Origin of the sequence: Sorangium sp. So ce426 (genome assembly GCF_051475585.1) — a bacterium.
In the GTDB taxonomy this organism is placed as follows: Bacteria; Myxococcota_A; Polyangia; order Polyangiales; family Polyangiaceae; genus Sorangium; species Sorangium cellulosum_B.
Genome location: NZ_CP150341.1, coordinates 3,842,511 through 3,860,370, shown reverse-complemented (window position 1 = coordinate 3,860,370; position 17,860 = coordinate 3,842,511). Strand labels below are relative to the sequence as shown.

The 17,860-nt window shown below is 74.0% G+C and carries 12 protein-coding genes; 5 read left to right on the top strand and 7 right to left on the bottom strand.

Annotation, left to right across the window (positions count from 1 at the left end; translation table 11 throughout):
* Window positions 1-96: 96 nt before the first annotated feature.
* The 4 genes from WMF44_RS14530 to WMF44_RS14515 all read right to left on the bottom strand — a co-directional run bounded on the left by WMF44_RS14530 (window position 97) and on the right by WMF44_RS14515 (window position 5,965).
* A complete protein-coding gene (locus tag WMF44_RS14530; protein WP_437299709.1) occupies window positions 97-2,229 on the bottom strand; it encodes an SWIM zinc finger family protein in 2,133 nt (710 codons plus the stop codon).
* A complete protein-coding gene (locus WMF44_RS14525; RefSeq protein WP_437299708.1) occupies window positions 2,226-3,935 on the bottom strand; it encodes a hypothetical protein in 1,710 nt (569 codons plus the stop codon). Before WMF44_RS14525 ends, WMF44_RS14530 begins: the two co-directional genes overlap by 4 nt.
* Before the next feature lie 119 nt (window positions 3,936-4,054).
* The gene (locus WMF44_RS14520) at window positions 4,055-5,185 is read right to left on the bottom strand and encodes a Kazal-type serine protease inhibitor family protein (protein ID WP_437299707.1); all 1,131 of its coding nucleotides are present in this window, start codon (window positions 5,183-5,185) and stop codon (window positions 4,055-4,057) included.
* Between the two features lie 141 nt (window positions 5,186-5,326).
* Window positions 5,327-5,965 (bottom strand): hypothetical protein, encoded by a 639-nt coding sequence (locus tag WMF44_RS14515; protein ID WP_437299706.1) that lies wholly within the window; start codon window positions 5,963-5,965, stop codon window positions 5,327-5,329.
* A gap of 212 nt (window positions 5,966-6,177) precedes the next feature.
* On the opposite strand from WMF44_RS14515, the gene WMF44_RS14510 reads away from it, so the two are divergent.
* The 3 genes from WMF44_RS14510 (at window position 6,178) to WMF44_RS14500 (ending at window position 12,797) form a co-directional block, all read left to right on the top strand.
* The gene (locus WMF44_RS14510) at window positions 6,178-11,406 is read left to right on the top strand and encodes a sigma 54-interacting transcriptional regulator (RefSeq protein ID WP_437299705.1); all 5,229 of its coding nucleotides are present in this window, start codon (window positions 6,178-6,180) and stop codon (window positions 11,404-11,406) included.
* A 370-nt stretch (window positions 11,407-11,776) separates the two neighbouring features.
* Complete coding sequence (locus tag WMF44_RS14505; protein WP_012235299.1) at window positions 11,777-12,220, top strand: BON domain-containing protein; 444 nt, start codon at window positions 11,777-11,779, stop codon at window positions 12,218-12,220.
* A 31-nt stretch (window positions 12,221-12,251) separates the two neighbouring features.
* Complete coding sequence (locus WMF44_RS14500; RefSeq protein WP_437299704.1) at window positions 12,252-12,797, top strand: DUF3341 domain-containing protein; 546 nt, start codon at window positions 12,252-12,254, stop codon at window positions 12,795-12,797.
* Window positions 12,798-12,864: 67 nt separating this feature from the next.
* Here WMF44_RS14500 and WMF44_RS14495 read toward each other — a convergent pair whose 3' ends face one another.
* Window positions 12,865-13,464: a cysteine hydrolase family protein gene (locus WMF44_RS14495; RefSeq protein WP_437299703.1), complete on the bottom strand. Its 600-nt coding sequence runs from the start codon at window positions 13,462-13,464 to the stop codon at window positions 12,865-12,867.
* Between the two features lie 268 nt (window positions 13,465-13,732).
* On the opposite strand from WMF44_RS14495, the gene WMF44_RS14490 reads away from it, so the two are divergent.
* Window positions 13,733-14,695, top strand: a complete 963-nt coding sequence (locus WMF44_RS14490) for a Ku protein (RefSeq protein ID WP_437299702.1) — start codon at window positions 13,733-13,735, stop codon at window positions 14,693-14,695.
* Window positions 14,696-14,760: 65 nt separating this feature from the next.
* The gene (locus WMF44_RS14485) at window positions 14,761-15,963 is read left to right on the top strand and encodes a putative sensor domain DACNV-containing protein (protein WP_437299701.1); all 1,203 of its coding nucleotides are present in this window, start codon (window positions 14,761-14,763) and stop codon (window positions 15,961-15,963) included.
* Between the two features lie 33 nt (window positions 15,964-15,996).
* Here WMF44_RS14485 and cheB read toward each other — a convergent pair whose 3' ends face one another.
* Both cheB and WMF44_RS14475 read right to left on the bottom strand, forming a co-directional pair.
* Entirely contained in the window at window positions 15,997-17,031 is a 1,035-nt protein-coding gene (cheB, locus tag WMF44_RS14480) for a chemotaxis-specific protein-glutamate methyltransferase CheB (protein ID WP_437299700.1), read from the bottom strand.
* On the bottom strand, window positions 17,028-17,858 hold the full coding sequence (locus WMF44_RS14475; RefSeq protein WP_437299699.1) for a CheR family methyltransferase: 831 nt from the start codon (window positions 17,856-17,858) through the stop codon (window positions 17,028-17,030). The genes cheB and WMF44_RS14475 overlap by 4 nt, the downstream gene beginning before the upstream one ends.
* Between the last annotated feature and the right edge of the window lie 2 nt (window positions 17,859-17,860).

The window sequence follows — 17,860 nt, the reverse complement described above, 5'->3', positions numbered from 1 at the left end:
GAAGAACAACCTCCACCACGGCGGAGCGCCGCAGCGTGTTGGGCTCGAGCGGACGGATCTCCTTGCAGGGCTGGACTCTCAGGTCTCTGGTGAACCTCACTTCGTCGATCGCCTGGCGACGAGCCACGCGAGGCCCACCACCGCGGCGGGGCTCGCCTTGAACTGGTCAGCGACGCGCCGGATCTCGACCAGCACGTCCGCGTGGACCGGGAGCGTCCTGACGACCGGCGCGCGGAGCTCGCGCGCGCCGAGCGCCCGCTCCGCCTCCGGACCGCCGAGCGCGAGGGCCTCGACCCAGGAGCGGCAGCCCTGGATGCGCTCGAACGCGAGATCCCACGACGCCTCGACGACCTCCGCGAGCCCCGCCCGCTGGGCGGCCGCGGCGCGCTCGATCTCGACGAGGAGCTCCGCGGGGAACGGCACGGCCTCGCCTCGCGGGGCGGCCGTCGCTGCGCGCGAGCCGGCCTCCGCCTGCTCCGGCGGCTGCAGCGACGGCGCCGCGTCACCGCGGCCGGACAGGTGGAGCTTGACCGCGAGCAGGTGCCGGCACGGGCCCGCGCGCAGCCGGTTCTTGTAGAAGTACGAGCAGCTGCACTTCGCCTTCTTGATCGCGCCGTCGGTGTCGAGGAGCAGCTCGCAGCTCGTCGCCTTGGCCCTGGCCATGACGACGCGGCGGCCGCCAGAAAGGCTCTCTTCCCGCGCGATCTCCACCCCGCCCTGGGCGATGCGCCGGCCCTCCGCGAGCTCCGGGGGCTCGGGGCCGAGCAGCGCGTCGGAGAGGGCGACCGGCATCACCGGGCGGCAGCGATAACACTCCGCGGCGTGGTCGTAAACCACCTGCCCCTGCTTCGCGGCGAGGTGCAGCGCGCTGCGGAGCGCGCCGTCCGGCGCCCCCATCGACACGGCGAGCTCGCCGTAGGACGCGCGCCGGACCATCTCGAGGTGGCGCGCGACGCGGTCCGCCAGCTGCGCGTCCGGGGTGAAGGCGTCCGCCATGACGTCGAGGTGGGAGCCCGAGGTCCAGTCGTTCGCCGTCCAGCCCGAGAGCGCGAGGGTGAAGCGCATCTCGCCCATGAAGACGATCCACAGGCTCGGCAGCCCGGAGCCGAGCAGCCGCACCTCGATGCGATCGGCGAGCGGCAAGAGCCGCGCGAGCACCGAGAGGCGGCGCCTCCCCCACACCTTGATCTCCTCGGTCGCCTCCGCCGCCGGCGCGCCCCTCGGCGCCCCGGAGCGGTACGGGCCGAGCCCGCCCGCGCCCGCCGCGGGCCCCACGGCCACGGGGATGTCGTCGCAGGTGACGCCGCGGCACGGGATGGAGACGCCCCAGGGGTCGAGCACCAGGATCGGCGCCTTGCCCGGCGTGAGCTGGAAGCGCAGGCTGCGCGGGCCCGCGCGCTCGCGGTGCCGATCGAGGTGCGCGAGCAGCGAGTAGAGCGCCTCCACGGGGACGTCGACCCTCCGGGACGGCAGGCACATCGCCGCCTGGAGCTGGCCGAAGCCGCGCAGCCACGAGGGCGGGAGATCGATCTTCTCCTCGCGGTAGTCGCCGCGGCCCTCCACCGCGACCTCGAAGCCGGTCGGATCGACGAGGAGCCGCGTCGGCCGGTAGCTGCGGAGCGTCTGGAAGTGCTCGTGGAGCGCGAGCGAGTAGTCGACGTTCGTCGTGCCGAGGCCGGCGTCCTGCGCGCCCCGGAAGGCGTCGCGATCGACCGAGAGGCAACCGTAGCTCGACTCGTCCTTGGAGAAACACTCGAAGAAGACGACATCGGGCGCGACGGTCACGACCGGATCACAGGGGACGAGGTGGCGGAAGAGCTGCGGGTCGCTCCGCGCGAGCTCGCTCGCCCAGCGGACGCGCGCCCCCCAGTAGAGCTTGTGCATCTTCCGGAAGTCGGCCTCGAGGTTCGGCGGCCGCGGCGCGCTCCCGAGGCGCGCGAGCTCGGCCTTCATGGCCTCGCCGTGGAGCTCCCGGCGGAGCCGGGCCTCGCGCTCGGCCTCCTGCTGCTTCCACGCCTCGTGGGCGGAGCGATCCTTCGGCAGGCGCCGCAGGTCCCCCACGACGACGTCGTGGAGCGCGCTGATCGCCTCGCGGAAGCGCACCGGCCGCGCGAGCTCGCCGTCGAAGAAGACCCGGGGGCGCGCGAGGTTGGGCGCGAAGCTGAGGGCGGCGCCGCCGCCGAGGTCCTTGACGCCGCTCGTGCCGAGGTAGCGGAGATCGAAGCTCACGCCGCGTCCTCCCCCTCGAACAGCCGGAGCTCGGGGAGCCTGCGCGCGATGGCGTCGCGCAGCGCAGGGGCGCGGAACGCGGCACGGGCGAGCGCGCCGAGGGCGGCGCGCCGCTCGGGCGCGCGCACGCTGCGGAGCGCGACGCCGAGCAGCGGCAGGAGCGCGTCGGCCTCGCCGGGCCGGGCGACAACGCGGTCCGCGATCTGCCGGACGACAGCGCGCTTGTCGCGCGCGCCGCCGTGGACGGCGAGCAGCGCCGCCGCCCAGACGTGCCGCAGCGCCTCGGGCGAGAAGGCCGCCTTGCGCGCGGCGAGGTGCCGGATCAGGAACGCGCGGGCGCCTTCGTGGGGCGTCTCGGCCAGCGCGGCCCACAGGCCTGTGTCGTCGCGGAAGCGGGCGTCGGCCTCGAAGAGCTCGAGCGCGCGGGCGCGGACGTCCTCGTGGCGGGAGTCCAGGAGATCGCGCACGTGCTCGGCCCGGCCGTGGGGCGAGCGCCCGAGCACCTCGACGAGCCACGCGACCGCCTCCTCCCGCACGCGCGGCGCGACCGCTGTCGCGAGGCGCGCGATCATGTCGAGATCGGCGGCGGTCTCGACGGGCTTCGTCCTCGCCCAGCGGAGGCCGAGCTCCGCGACAGGCGCGGCGCGCGCGCAGGCGAGGGCCACGCACTCGGCGAGCGAGAGCCGCGAAGGCGAGACGTGCTCGACCACCGCCTCGCAGACGAAGGCGAGCGCCGCGGCGTTCTCGGTCTGGAGCAGCGAGAGCCAGTCCGCGATCGGCAGGCTCCCGAGGCCCGGGATCTGCCGGAGCAGGCCGGCGGCGAGGGTCTGCACCTCGTCGTGCGGGCTCTCGAGGAGCGCGCGCACGCGGGCGAGCGGCAGGCCGCGGAGCTCGGCGGCGTAGCCGCGCTCGAGCAGCCCGACGGCGAACGCCCGGACGGTGCGGCTCCTCGCGGCCGTGACCAGGCCGAGCACGTCGTCGAAGGCGCCCTGCCACGCCTCGGGGTAGATCGGCGCTGGCTCGAGCTCGGCGAGGGCGGCGCCCTCCGCGAGGCGGACGCCGCGCGGGAGGCGCTCGAGGGCGGGCGAGCCCCAGTAGAGCGCGTGGAGCAGCCCCCAGGCGTCGAGCAGGCGCTCGGGCCTGTCGAGGTGCTCGTCGCGGTAGAGCGCGAGCGCGGCGCGGATCGCGCGGCCGTAGCGGGCGGCGTCGCGCCGGCCGAGCCGCCGGAAGTAGCGGAACGCGCGGCGCCGCAGGTAGTGGCGCGTCCGCATCGAGAAGCGCGGCGACGCGACGTCGCCCTGCGGGAGGCTGGCCGGCACGCCGGTGTCGCTGACGAGGCAGGGCTCGTCGCTGGAGGTCCTGGTCACCCAGTCGTAGCGGGTCACCTTGACGAGCTTGCGGCGGACGAGGCGATCGAAGGCGACCATGAAGCGGCCGACGATCTCGTCGTCTCCCGCCTGCTCGGCGAGCTTGTAAAGGACCTTGACGAGGCCGCGGTGGTGCGGCCGGTCGCAGCCGTCGTCGATGTAGCGGAGCAGCGCGCGCCGCGCGAACGGGCGCCGGTCCTCGTACCAGCGCGGGGCGAGCGCCTTCAGCTTCCGGCCCGCCTCCGAGGCGAGCACCTCGTCCACGAACCGGTCGTCGCCGGCCTCGAAGCGCTCGTCGAGGAGGAGCGTCGACGCTGTCTGGGATCGAGCGGCGCTCATGCGCGGCAGGATGCTACGGAACCGGCGAGGAGCCGGTCAAGGGCGGCGCCGCCGCGCCGCGCGTCGCGCGATGGGGGTGTCACGCGACGCGCGGCGCGGACGGCGCCTACGATACCGCCTTACCGCCTCACCGGCGTCTCAGCGCACTCGCCGCGCGACACGACCGACACGCCCGCCGCGTGCGCGAAGCACGCGTTGGGGTACGTGGTGTCGTCGCAGCCGCAGACCGGGTCGTACTGCTCCGTGCACGCCTCCGGGATGGTCTCGCAGGTGCCCGTCTGATCGGCCGCGCCGCACATGGCCTCGATGCTGTAGTTGCAGAACTCACCCTTCTCGCACGCGAAGCCCGCGATGCCGCCGCAGATCTTCCCGGGAGCAGGCGCGCACTCGCCCTTCGACGCGACCGACACGCCCGCCGAGGCGGCGGCGCAGGCGTTGCCGTACGTCTGGCCGTCGCAGCCGCAGACCGGGTTGTACTCGAACGTGCACGCCTCCGGGATGGGCGTGCAGACCCCCGGCCCGTCCCACGCGCCGCACTCGACCTCGGGCGGGAAGTTGCAGAACTCGCCCTTCTCGCACGTCCAGCCGCCGCGGGTGCCGCACGCCTTGCCTTCCGACGGCGGCGGCGCGCACTCGCCCTTCGACGCGACCGAGACGCCCGCCGCGTTCGCCGTGCACGCGTTGCCGTAGGTGTTCCCGTCACAGCCGCAGACCGGGTTGTACTCCTTGGTGCACCCGCCCGGCGTGGGCAGGCAGGTGCCCGTCATGTCGCCCGCGCCGCACTGGGCGTCCGGCGCGAAGTCGCAGAACTCACCCTCCTTGCAGGAGAGGCCGAGGAGGCCGCCGCAGACGTCGCCCGGAGGAGGCGAGCACTGGCCGATCGACGACACCGACGTGCCCGCCGCGTTCGCCATGCACTCGTTGCTGTACGTGTTGCCGTCACAGCCGCAGACCTCCCTGAGCTCCTTCGTGCACACCTCGGGGATGGGCTGGCAGGTGCCCGTCTGATCGGCCGCGCCGCACATGGCGTCGAGCTCGTAGTCGCAGAAGAGGCCCTTCTTGCAGGTGAGGCCGAGGAGGCCGCCGCAGGCCTTGCCTTGCCCGCCGCCGCCCCTCACCTCCTCCGCGTTGGATGCGGTGTCGTCGTCGGCGATCTGCACCTGACAGCCCACGGCGAGCGGGAGCATCGACAGCGCGAGCCAGAGGAAGGATCCGATACGGCTGCTCTTGATACGATTCTGGACGTTCATGGGTTCCTCCAAAAGAGCCCCGCCGTCACCGGCGAGGCGATAGACATCCACGAGCCCCTCCCCTCCAGAGGAAGGGCGCCTCGCGCCGCGCGCAGTACGGCGAGCGCGGCGCGCGAGTTCGATGTTCGTCTCCCCGACAGCTCAGTCGGGGAGCGTCAGCGTCAGGACGCGGCGCCCGGGCTCGGGCGCCGTGACCTCGAGGAAGAGCACGTCCTCGCGCTCCACCCCTTCACCGTCCGCGCGCACCGTGACGACGGCGGACTCGCCCGCCGGCACCACGAACGCCTCCGCCGGGCTGACCCCGAACGGCCCCGCGCCGCGGCGCAGGCGCGGCGCGCCGATGGACACGCCCTCGGCGCACGTGTTGCGGACGACCACATAGCTCTCGCCGGCCTCGAGCGAGACCCACGCGGCGGGCTCGATCGTGAGGCAAGGCAGGTGCGCCAGCATCGTCTGCGCCACGCTGATGGGCTCCCCCGTGAGCTGCAGATCCACCGGCTCCGACCGGCGCTCGCCCTGCTTCACCTGGATCCGCAGGACCTGATCCGTCGACGCGTCCACCGCGGCCACGAAGCTGCCGTCGCGGTTGATCTCCGCGATGACGGGCGCGTCCGCGCTGTCGAGGTTCGTCACCACGACCACGCCCTCCGCCGGCTCGACCGCGCCAGGCTCGCCCTTGAGGAAGACCTGTTGCCGCAAGACCTTGGGGTCGTCCGACACGCCGACGAGCCCTGTGTCCAGGATCGGCTCGTGGACCGGCGGGCTCGGCTGCGGGCTCACGACACAGCCGCCAACGAGCGCTCCGAGGAGCGTCGCGACGCGCGCGCCCCGCCGTCCTCGGTGTCCGTATGTCGTCCGCATCGCCATGCCGGGCATTAGAGCAAACCTGGTGCCGAATGAAAAAGGGCGGAAATCGTCGTGAAACGCGAGGCACAGGTGTCTCATCGAGTGTCTCACTGTCTCAGATGGCACATCCATGAGACACTGCGCGGGTGAGCCAAGCCGAAGGGACCCTGCTCGCCCGCCGCTACCGCCTGCTCCGCCCCCTGGGACGGGGGAGCCTGGCCACGGCGTGGCTCGCGCGGGACGAGGCGCTCGGGCGGGACCTGTGCCTCAAGCTGCTCGGCCACGCGCGCACGGCGGAGCGGGCGGCGTTCCGCGGCGAGTTCAGGATGCTGGCGGGGCTCTTCCATCCGCACCTCGTCCGGGTCCTCGACTTCGGCATGCTCCGGGAGACCGGCGAGCCGCGCTTCTACTTCACGTCGGAGGCGGTGCTGGGCGCGCCGCTCGACGAGTACGTGACAGGCCGGCGCTTCGAGGAGGCGCGGGCCGCGATCGTGGACGTGCTCGACGCGCTGCGGTTCCTCCACCGCGCGCGCATCCGCCACGGCGACGTGAAGCCGGCCAACATCCTCGTCGGGGCCTCGGGGCGCGCGGTCCTGATCGACCTGTCCTGCGCGGCGCGGCTCGGGGGGAGGCCCGACGACGGCGTCTCCGGCACCCGGGGCTACCTCGCGCCCGAGGTGATCCGCGGCGAGCCGGCCGACGGGCGCGCGGACCTGTTCTCGCTCGGCCGCACGCTCGAGGCGATCGCGCCGCTGCTCGCGGAGCCGCTGCCGGAGGCGATCGGCGCGCTCGTCGAGCGCCTCGTGCGGTCCGAGCCGCGCGACCGCCCGGCCGACGCGGGCGAGGTGCTCGACTGGGTGGGCGCCGCGCCGCGCGCCGTGGCCCCGCCGCCGCCGGAGCCGCCCCACCTCGTCGGGCGCGATGGGGAGATGCGCGCGGTCGCCGAGGCGCTCGCCGCGCTCGAGCGAGGCGAGCGCGGCCCGCGCGTCTGCGTGATCGCCGGGGAGCCGGGCTGCGGGAAGAGCCGCCTCCTGCGCGAGGCGACGTGGAGCGCCGAGCTCCGGATGGAGGCGGTGGAGGGCTTCGCCAGGGCCAGCGCGCCGGTGGCCTCGATGCTGCGCCGCGCGACCGGCGAGGAGGCGCTCCCCGCCGGCGCGCTGGGCGCCCTGCGCGCGCACGAGCGCCTGACGCGGGCGCGGGGAGGCCACGCGGGGGCGGGGGCCGGGCCGCTGGTGCTCGTGCTCGACGACGCCGACGAGGTGAGCGGGGCGGACCGGGAGATGCTCGAGGCGCTCGCCCGCCTGCTCGGCCCCGAGGATCCGGTCCTGCTCCTCGCCGCCGAGCGCGTCCCGCACGGCGGCGGCCGGGCGCCGCTCGCCGCGGTGGCCGCCGAGGCGGGGCGGAGCGCGCGCGAGGTCGCGCTGCCGCCGCTCGGGCGCGAGGCGGTGCAGCGCTGGATGGACGACATCGGCCTGGGCGACGCGACGGAGGTCGTGCTGCGCGCGAGCGCGGGGTGGCCCGCCGATCTCGTGGTGATCGCGGGGCGGCTCGCCGAGAGCGGGGACGTGGCCGGGCTCGACGCGACGACGCCCGGGGCGAGCGCGCGCTACGCGCTGCGGCTGCGAGGGCTCGGGCGGCCGCTGCGGGACGCCGTGGCGACGCTGGCCGTGCAGGGGGGCGCGGTCGCCGACGAGGAGCTGCCGCCGCTCGGGCTGCCTGTCGCGCACCTGGCCGAGCTCGCCGCCCGCGGCGTCGCCGCGCGCACCGCCGGGGGGTGGACGCTGACGCGCGCCGGGCCGATCGCCGCCCTCCTCTGCGCCCTCGGCGGCGAGGCGGTCCGCGCGGCGCACGCGCGGGCGGCGGCCGCCCTGCCGGCGCACGCCGAGCAGCGGGTGCTGCACCTCGCGCTGTCGGGCGACACGGCCGCCGCCGAGCGCCTGTTCCTCGAGCGCCGCGCGGAGCGCGAGGCGGATCCGAGGCCGTGGGGCGCAAGCGCGGAGGCGCTGCTCGAGGTGGCGACGTCGGCGGAGGCGCGGCTCGAGATCGCGTCCACCCTCCAGCGCGTCGGCCGCGCGGCGCGGGCGCGCGAGGTGCTGGAGCACCTGCTCGCGAGCGACGAGGCCGGAGGGCTCGGCGCGCGGCGCGCGCAGGCGCTCGTCCGGCTCGGCGCGTGCCTGCTGGAGCTGGGCGACCCCACGGCGGCGCTCGCGCGGCTCGACGAGGCCGAGCGGAGCGAGGTGGCCGGCGGGGAGGGCTCGGCGCTATCGGCCACGCCGCGCGAGCGCGCCGCCCTCGCCGATCTCGCGAGCCGGGCGCTCTTGCGGCTCGGATCCCACGCGGAGGCGCGGGCCCGCGCCGAGCCGGCGCTCGCGTGGTGCGACGAGCCGGAGGTGCTGGCGAGCCTCCACGAGGACGTCGGCGTCGCGGCGAGCTACCTCGGGGAGCGCCGGCTCGCGGGGCTGCACCTCGGGCTCGCCGCCGGGCTGCACCGCGATCGGCGGGCGCCGAGGGCGCTGGTGCGGGCGCTGTCGTACCAGGCGATCGACGCCTTCCGGGCCGGGGAGGTCGAGGCGGCGCTCGTCGGGTACCGGCAGGCGCTGGCGACCGCGGAGGAGCACGGGCTCGGCGACCTGGTGGCGCGCTGCAGCCTCAACGTGGGTACGGCGTGCCACCAGTCGGGCGAGCTCGGGGAAGCGCTCGCCGCCTACGAGCGCGGGGCGCGGCTCGCCTCCGCCCTGGGGCAGGCGGACCTGGTCCTCGTCCTCGACTTCGATCTGGCGAAGCTCTGGGCGGACGTGGGGGCGTTCGAGCGGGCCGCCCGCGTGGCCTCCCGGGTGGAGGCGGAGGCCGCGCGGCGGGGGGCGCCTTTCTTCGCGGCGGCGGCGGCCTCGGTCCTCGGGGACTGCGCGCTCGCGGGCGGCGACGCCGAGGAGGCGGCGCGCTGCTTCGAGCGGTCGCGGCGCGGCTTCGAGGCGCAAGGGGCGCAACGGGAGGTGGTGGAGGAGGAGCTGGAGCTCTGCCGGGCCCACCTCGCGCGGGGCGCGGTGGGGGACGCGCGGGCCGCGCTGGGCCGGGCGCGGGAGCACGGCGCCGCCCGGGAGGCGCCCGACCTCGGGGCGCGCGCGGCGCTGCTGGAGGGGCGGCTCGCGCTGCTCGACGGCGAGGGCGACGGCAACCTGGGTCAGGGAGATTCCGACCAGGGCGGTTTCGACCTCGGTCAGCCCAACCTCGCTCACAACCTCGCTCAGGGTGGCCTCAACCTCGGTCAGCCCAACCTCAACCTCGGTCAGGGTGGCCCCAACCTCAACCTCGGTCAGCCCAACCTCGGTCAGGGTGGCCCCAACCTCGGTCAGCCCAACCTCGGTCAGGGTGGCCCCAACCTCGGTCAGCCCAACCTCGGTCAGGGTAGCCCCAACCTCGGTCAGCCCAACCTCGGTCAGGACCTCACCGCCGCCCGGGAGCGCCTCGAGCGCGCCCTGGGCCTCGCCGAGCGCGCGGCGCAGCCCGACCTCGCCGCGGACGTCCGCCTGGCGCTGGCCGAAGCCCACGAGCTCGCGGGCGAGCCAGAGGCCGCCGCGGCGCAGCGGGCGCGCGCGACCGCCGCCTGGACCGCCATGGCGCGCTCGCTGCCGGAGGCGCTGCAGCACGCCTTCTGGACCCACCCCCGGCGCCGCGCGGCGCAGCCGGCGCGCACCCCCGCGGCGGCCGAGGCCGCGGCGCCGCCAGCGGCAGAGCGCACGGCCAAGCTCGAGCGGCTCCTCGCGGTGTTCCGCAGGCTCAACTCCTCCGTCGAGATCGCCGACATCCTCGCGATGGCCATGGACGCCGCGATCGACCTCACGGCCGCGGAGCGCGGGTTCCTGCTGATCGAGCAGCCGGGCGGCGAGCTGCGCGTGGCGGTCGCGCGCAACGTCGACCGGGAGAAGGTCGGCAGGAGCCACCTCAAGTTCAGCTACGGCATCGCCGAGCGCGCGATCGCGACGCAGGAGCCCGTGGTCACCGTGGACGCCCAGGAGGACCCGCGCTTCCACGAGCACGCGTCGGTGCACGCGATGCGGCTCAGGTCCGTGATCGCCGTGCCGATCCGCTCGCCGGACGGCGTGCTCGGCGCGCTCTACCTCGACAACCGCTTCCGGCGCGCGCGGTTCGCGCCGGAGGACGTCGACCTGCTCCTCGCCTTCGCCGACCAGGTCGCGCTCGCGCTGCGCAACGCGCGGCTCGTCGACGACCTGCGCCGCCGCACCGTGGAGCTCGAGGCCGAGCGCCGCCGCGTCGAGGAGCTCCTGCGCGGGCAGGCCGCGGAGATCGACCGGCTGCAGGAGCAGGTGCTCGTCCGTCAGCAGGCCCTGGAGCACCGCTACGATTACGGCGCCATCGTGGGGCGCGGCCCCGCGCTCCGCGCGGTGTTCGCGACGCTCGACCGCGTCGTCGACGCGCCGGTCAACGTGCTCGTGACGGGCGAGAGCGGCACCGGCAAGGAGCTCGTCGCGCGCGCCATCCACTTCGCCGGCCCGCGGAAGAGCGGCCCGTTCATGGGGATCAACTGCGCCGCGCTCCCCGCCGCGCTGCTCGAGTCGGAGCTCTTCGGGCACGTCCGCGGCGCGTTCACGGGGGCCGACCGGGACCGGACCGGCCTCGTTGTCGCGGCGCGCGGCGGCACGCTCTTCCTCGACGAGCTGGGCGAGATGCCGCTCGAGGTGCAGGCGAAGCTGCTGCGGGTGCTCCAGGAGCGGGAGGTGCGCCCGGTGGGCAGCGCCGAGGCCGTGCGCGTGGACTTCCGCCTCGTCTGCGCGACGAACCGCGATCTCCTGGCCGAGGCCGCGCGCGGGCGCTTCCGGGAGGACCTCTACTACCGCGTCGCGGTGGTGCAGATCCGGCTGCCCGCGCTGCGCGATCGCCTGGAGGACCTGCCGGAGCTCGCGCTCCACTTCGTGCGCCGCGCCGCCGAGCAGCTGGGACGCCCGGCGCCGCAGCTGTCCCACGAGGCGCTGCGGCGGCTCGGCCAGCACGGCTGGCCCGGCAACGTGCGCGAGCTGGAGAACGTGATCACGAAGGCGGTCGTGCTGTGCGACGGCCGCAGGATCGGCCCCGACGACGTGGACCTGCCCCGCGCGCAGGAAGGCGGCGGCCGCGGCGCGCCGCGACCGCCGCGCGACGAGCGCGCCGCGCTGCTCGCCGCGCTCGAGCGGACCGGCTGGAACGCGCTCCAGGCCGCGCGCGAGGCGGGCATGTCGAGGGCGACGTTCTACCGGAAGCTGCGGCGGCTCGGAATCGAACGGCCGATCGAACGGCCGATCGAACGGCCGATCGAACGGCCGATCGAACCGCCCGCCCCACGCACGACCGAACGGCCGAAAGGCGCCCGCGACGACTGAGCCCTTCCTCCAGCGCCTCGAGCGCGAGCGCGGGCCCGATCGGACGCTGGCGACTGGCGCTCTGGACGGCGTCCGTCACAGGCGTACACACCCACCGTCCTCCGCGCGATAGCGTTGGTTCTCCTCTTCTGACATCGCCGGCACGGGGCAGTTCGCCCCACTTGGGGCAGTCCGGCCTCTATCCAGCCATGAGCTTGCCAGCCGCGCGGCGCCGCGCACCGACGCGATGGAAGAGCCGCCCACGACACGGCGTGGAGAAAGGGATCTCATCCATCGGCGTGACGGGGATCATGCGCCACCCTGGCCACGACCGCGCACCGACAGGCGCTCTCCGCCAGGGGATGGCCCGGGCCTTGCGAGGGTGCCGGGCATGAACACAGCAAAATTCGTCCTGCTGCTGCCTCTCTCGATCGCCGCTGCGGCCGGCTGCGATCGCGCGGAAGGCACGACTCGCTCGGACGGCAATCCCGCGGTTCCGGGCGAGATCGCCCAGCGGGCGAACAACCCCACGCCGACGGCCGCCGACAACACAGGCAAGAACGATCGCGATCGCGATCCCGCCGCGCTGACCCCCGGGGACCAGGGCGAGAACGAGGCCGATCGCACGATCACCCAGAAGATCCGGCAGGCGGTGATCGCGAACGACACGCTCTCGATGAGCGCGAAGAACGTCAAGATCATCACGACGGGGCAGGTGGTGACGCTGCGCGGCCCGGTGAAGAGCGACAAGGAGAAGGCCGACATCGCCGCGATCGCCCTCGGGATCCCGGGTGTGCAGAGGGTCGATAACCAGCTCGAAGTCGACGTCGACTGAACCGACACGAACGGTCCGAAAGGAAGACACCATGGCAACGAAGAAAGCGGTCCTTGGCCTCGTGAGCACGCTCGCTCAGGCAGACATCATCGTCGGCGATCTCCAGCGCGCCGGCTTCATGACCGGCGACATCTCGGCGCTCTTCCCCGACAAGCACGGGACGCGGGACTTCGCGCACGAGAAGAACACGAAGGCGCCCGAGGGCGCGACGGCGGGCGCCAGCGCGGGCGGCGCGGTCGGCGGGACCATCGGGCTGCTCGCCGGCATCGGCGCCCTCGCCATCCCGGGGCTCGGGCCGTTCATCGCGGCCGGCCCCATCATGGCCGCGCTGAGCGGCGCCGCGGCCGGCGCCGCGCTCGGCGGCGTGACCGGCGCCCTGATCGGGCTCGGCATCCCCGAGGTCGAGGCCAAGCAGTACGAGGGCAAGATCAAGGGCGGCAACATCCTCATCTCCGTCCACGTCGAGGACAGCAACGAGCGCGCGCTCGCCAAGCAGATCCTCGAGCGCGGCGGCGCGACCGACGTCGCGGTCCTCACCGAAGAGGGGATCTCGTCGAAGCACAGGGCCGTCGCCTGAGCGTGACGCGCCGTCATCCCACGTGATCTCGGGCAGCTGCCCGCCTGACGCCGCGCATCGGCCGGTGTCAGGCGGGCAGCCGCTCGAGGTCGAGCTCGTCCGACGGCGTGATGTCGGCCTTGAGGAAGCGCTGCATCTGCCGGAGCGCGTGGCCGTTGTCCTCCTCTGTCTCGGAGGCCACGCAGTCTGACGGGACGAGCAGCCGGTAATCGCGCATGTAGGCGTCGTTCGCCGTGAACAGGACGCAGATGTTCCCCGCCATGCCGGTGAGGAGGAGCGTCTGCGCGCCGAGCGACTCGAGCAAGATCTCCAGCGTGGTGCCGTAGAAGCCGGAGTGCTTGGGCTTGAGCACGAAATAATCGTCCTCTGCAGGCCGCAGCAGCGCCGCGATCTCGCGGCCGCGCACGCCCTCTTCCAGGCAGTGCTCGATCTGACGGTGGAAGTTGGATTGCCAGCGGCCGAAATTGTCGTTCACGTAGACCGCCGGAATGCCGGCGTCGCGACACCGCCGCTTCAGCGCCCGGATGCGGTGCGCCATCGGGAGCGCGTGGGCGAGCAGCCGGTCGCCTCCCGGGAAGTCCAGATCGTTGATCACGTCGATGAGGAGCAGCGCTGTCCGGCTCTCGTCCGGCGCGGCGCCGTGAAGGTCGTGGGAACGCCGAGGCATGGGGTGCGTGGGTTATACTGCGGGCGAGGGCGCGTGGGGCAGCGATCACCGCCGATCACCGCCGCGCCCGGTCCGCCGTGGCGAAACGCGACCTCGGCCGTGGCGGCGCGCCGCAGGGGCGCAGGATCCGCGATGGCCCCCAGGCGGCCAGGACGGGCGCGCGGCGCAGGATGCGCGAGGACGCGTCGTCGGCCGCCGGCTTGCATTGCTCGCCATGACGGACCTGGCGCGGGCCCCTCGGGTCGCCCTCCGGGTCGAAGGAGCGCACATGCCTCGCAGCATCTGGAAAGGGAGTATCAGCTTCGGGCTCGTGCAGATCCCGGTGGCCCTCTACCCCGCCGAGCAGCCCGATGAGCTCCACTTCACGCAGCTCGACAGGCGCACCATGGCGCCGATCCGCTACGAGCGCGTGAACCGGGAGACGGGCGAGCCGGTGAGCTGGGACGATATCGTCCGCGGCTATCCCTACGAGAAGGGCGAGTATGTCGTCCTGTCCGACGAGGACCTGCGCCGCGCGAACGTGGAGGCGACGCAGACCGTGGACATCCTCGACTTCGTCGACGCCTCGGAGATCGACCCGATCTACTACGACAAGCCGTATTTCCTCGCTCCCGCGTCCCAGAACGGCAAGAAGCGATCGCCGGTGACGGCGTATGTCCTCCTGCGCGAGGCGCTGCGGAAGACGGGCAAGGTCGGTATCGCGAAGGTCGTGATCCGGACGCGCGAGCACATCGCCGCGGTGAGGCCGCACGGCAGAGGGCTCGTGCTGAACCTGCTCCGGTTCGCGCACGAGCTCCGCTCCGATGAGGAGCTCGACCTGCCCGAGATGGACGCCCAGGGAAAGGGGCTCGGCAAGCGGGAGCTGGAGATGGCGGAGCGGCTGGTGGCCGAGATGGCCACCGCGTGGCAGCCGGAAAAATACAAGGACGAGTACCGCGACGACGTGATGAAGCTCATCGAGAAGAAGGTGAAATCCGGCCGCACGACGGCGCCCACGGAGCCCGTGGAGGAAGAGCGCCACCGCCGCGCCACCGGCACGGTGGACCTCATCGCGCTGCTCAAGAAGAGCCTCGGACAGAAGGGCGAGAAGGCCGCGAACGACGAAGCGAAAGACGGCGCGAAGAACGGCGCGAAGAACGGCAGAAACGCGCCGGAAGAAGGCGGCAAATCCAGGGTGCGAAAGGCGGAGGCCCCGAAGCGGAAGGGCGGCAGCTCGCGTCGGGCCGCGTAGCCCGCACGGAGAAGCGGCCCGCGCGCCGGTCTGACCGGGGGCGCAGAGGAGGGTAGAGCGAGCTCATGCGCCCCAAGTATCCGGCGGACGTCACGGCGGCTTTCCTCGAGCTGCAGGGGCAGCCCCCGCTCGCCGCGCAGAAGCTGGCTCCGGGCGCCCGCGTCGCCGCCGACGAGGCGCCGCCCTCCTTCGCCGCGATCCTGACGCAGCTGATCGAGACGCTGTTCTTCGCGTCCATGGCGACGGAGGAGGGGCGGCTCAACCCGATCGGCGTCGTGTTCGCCGAGCGCCTCGCCGAGCTCGAGTCCGGAGAGCCCGCGTGGGATCTCGTGCGGTTCGGGTCCCCGGTGGCGTTCGACGCGGAGCACCTGGCCAACCTGGGCCCGGCGAGCGCGTGGCCGCGCGCCTTCCTGGCCGTGGTGCCGCTCGACGGGTCGCTCGCCGTCGCCGGCATCGCGGTGCCGCACGGCCGGCCGTCGTTCGCGCTCGATCAGCTCGTGCGCGTCGTCGCCCCGAAGCCCGGCGTCGTGGCCGTGTACCGCGGCGAATGGGAGGTCGTCCGTTACGAGCGCGGCGCCGTGCGGACGTGGATGCCCAAGAACCGGCCGCTGCTCGACTCCATCGAGCGGACCGTCGCGCGGGACCAGGCGAGCGCGCTCGCCCGCAACGTGCGCGGCTATCTGCTGCGCATCGTCGAGGGAATGGTCGAGCTCGGTCGCGGCGGGCTCCTCGTCGTCCTGGGGCCGGGCGAGGGCCTGCCGCACCTCTTCGGGGAAGAGGGCAATCTGCTCGACACCGAGGTCAAGCGGCTGGCCCCTGCCCTGTGCCTCGGCTCGGCCATCCTCGACCTCGCGGGCGCGCACGAGACCCACCTGCCGGACGGGCCATGCCCGCCGTCCGGGGCGAGGCCAGCGCCGCGCGACTCGGAGCACGCGCTGCAGAGGTCCGAGCGCGTCAGCCGGCTGCTCGAGCTCATCGTGCGGCTGACGACCGTCGACGGCGCGGTCGTGATGAGCCACGCCCTCGACGTGCTCGCGTTCGGCGCGAAGCTGCCGCCTCCGAGGGCGATCATCTCCGAGGTCTTCGCCGCCACCCCCGATCAGCGGATGGACGCGAGCCTGAGCCTCGACGCGCGCGGCACCCGCCACCGCGCGGCCGCGGCGTTCGTCGCGGGGTACCCGGAGCGGATCGCCTTCATCGTCTCCCAGGACGGCAACGCGGCGACGTTCCAGGAGATCGAGGGGAAGGTCGTTTACTGGCCGCTTTGACGAGGCGCGGCGCGCGAGGTGCGACGTGCGAACTCAAAGATGCCGCAGGATGGCCGCAGGCATCTGATCGAGAGGCACCGCCGCCGCGGCGAGCCCGGCCTCCAGCACGCGGCGGGGCATGCCGTAAACGACGCAGGACGACTCGGCCTCCGCGAGGACCCTCCCGCCCGCCGCGCGGATCGCCCGGGAGCCCTCCAGGCCGTCGTCCCCCATGCCCGTCAGCACGACCCCGAGCACGCCCGGCCCGAACTCGGCCGCGGCGCTCGCGAAGAGCAGATCCACCGACGGGCAATAGACGGACGCGCCGGCCGTCGCCGGGAAGCCGACGCTGGCGCGCGTCAGGTTGCGCCGGACCTCGATGTGCGTCCCCCCGCGCGCGATGACCACGAGCCCGGGCCGGAGCTGGAGATCGTCCGACGCCTCGACGATCGAGAGCGCGCTCCCGTCGTCGAGGCGGCGCGCCAGCGATTCCGTGTAGCCAGGAGGGATGTGCAGCGCGACGACGATGGGGACCGGGAACCCGGCGGGCATCGCCGCGAGGAGCCGCGTCAGCGCCAGCGGGCCGCCGGTCGAGGCGCCGATCACGACGAGCCGCGTGCGCGACAGCGCCGGGATCGCGAAAGGCGCGGGCGGCGGCGCGGACGGCGGCTCCGCGCGGTGGACCTTCGCCTCGGCGGCGGCGAGCACCTTGCGGACCAGCTCGTCCGCGAGGCCGAAGAGGCGATCGGTCGCGAGCGCCGTCGGCTTCTCGACGAGGTCGGTCGCGCCTTCCTGGAGCGCCCTGACGCCGAGCTCGCTGTCCGCGTCGGCGCTGCTGACGACGATCACCCGCGGCGCGCCCTCGCGCGGCAACGACGCGAGCACGCCGAGGCCGTCGAGGTTCGGCATCACGAGATCCAGCGTGACGACATCCGGCTTGTAGCGCGCGATCTTCTCCAGCGCGTCGAAGCCGTCCATGGCCGTGTCGACGACCTCGATCGAGGAGCTCGCGCCGAGGACCTGCCGCAGCACCTTGCGCACGAAGGCGGAGTCGTCGACAACGAGCACGCGGACCGCGGGGCGCCTCATGGCTCCGCGTTCCGATACAGGAACACGCCGCCCCGCTCCTCGCAGGCGAGCGCGGTGCCGAGCCTGAAGAGCGACTCGGAGACCCCGACCAGGAGGATCCCGCCCGCGGCGAGCGCCCCCGAGAGGTTCTTGAGCACCCACCGCGCCGTGTTGTCGTGGAAGTAGATGAGCACGTTGCGGCAGATCACGACGTCGAGCTGCCCGAGCGACGCGACCTGCGATGTGTCGAGCAGGTTGATCCGCCGCCAGTCGATCGCCCGCCTCAGCTCGGCGCTCACGACGACGCGATCGGGCGTCACCTGCAGCCACCGCTCGGCGAACGGAGGCGGCGGGGCGTTGCTCCGGAGCGAGCGCGGCCCGAGCACGCCGGCCTGGGCCCGCGAGAGCGCCCGCGCGCTGATGTCGCTCGCGATGATCTCGACCTTGTCGAGCAGGCCCCGCTCGGCCAGGAGCATCGCGAGCGTGAACGGCTCCTCGCCGCTCGAGCAGGCCGCCGACCAGATCCGCGGCCGGCCGCCCGCCGCCACGCGCGGCGCGACGAACTCCGAGACCGCGAGCTCGAGCTGCGCGAGCTCGCGGAAGAAGTACGTCTCGCCCACGACCAGCCCGTCGATCAGCGCGTCCATCTCGGCCTCGCCCCCCGGGTCGTAGCGGAGGAAGTAGTAGTAATCGAGCAGCGAGTCGAAGCCGGCGTCGAGGGCGCGCGCCGACAGCTTGTCGCCGAGCAGCTCGCGATCGGCCGCGTCGTAGTGGAAGCCGATCTTCTCGGCGACGAGCGCGCTGAAGATGGCGAAGACCTGCGGGGAGATGGGGAGGCGGCTCGTCATGC

Excerpts from the sequence above, each read along its gene's own strand:
- WMF44_RS14525 (WP_437299708.1), bottom strand. The coding sequence starts at position 3,935 with ATGAGCGCCGCTCGATCCCAGACAGCGTCGACGCTCCTCCTCGACGAG.
- WMF44_RS14520 (WP_437299707.1), bottom strand. The coding sequence starts at position 5,185 with ATGAACGTCCAGAATCGTATCAAGAGCAGCCGTATCGGATCCTTCCTC.
- WMF44_RS14505 (WP_012235299.1), top strand. The coding sequence starts at position 11,777 with ATGAACACAGCAAAATTCGTCCTGCTGCTGCCTCTCTCGATCGCCGCT.
- WMF44_RS14500 (WP_437299704.1), top strand. The coding sequence starts at position 12,252 with ATGGCAACGAAGAAAGCGGTCCTTGGCCTCGTGAGCACGCTCGCTCAG.
- WMF44_RS14495 (WP_437299703.1), bottom strand. The coding sequence starts at position 13,464 with ATGCCTCGGCGTTCCCACGACCTTCACGGCGCCGCGCCGGACGAGAGC.
- WMF44_RS14490 (WP_437299702.1), top strand. The coding sequence starts at position 13,733 with ATGCCTCGCAGCATCTGGAAAGGGAGTATCAGCTTCGGGCTCGTGCAG.
- WMF44_RS14485 (WP_437299701.1), top strand. The coding sequence starts at position 14,761 with ATGCGCCCCAAGTATCCGGCGGACGTCACGGCGGCTTTCCTCGAGCTG.
- cheB (WP_437299700.1), bottom strand. The coding sequence starts at position 17,031 with ATGAGGCGCCCCGCGGTCCGCGTGCTCGTTGTCGACGACTCCGCCTTC.
- WMF44_RS14475 (WP_437299699.1), bottom strand. The coding sequence starts at position 17,858 with ATGACGAGCCGCCTCCCCATCTCCCCGCAGGTCTTCGCCATCTTCAGC.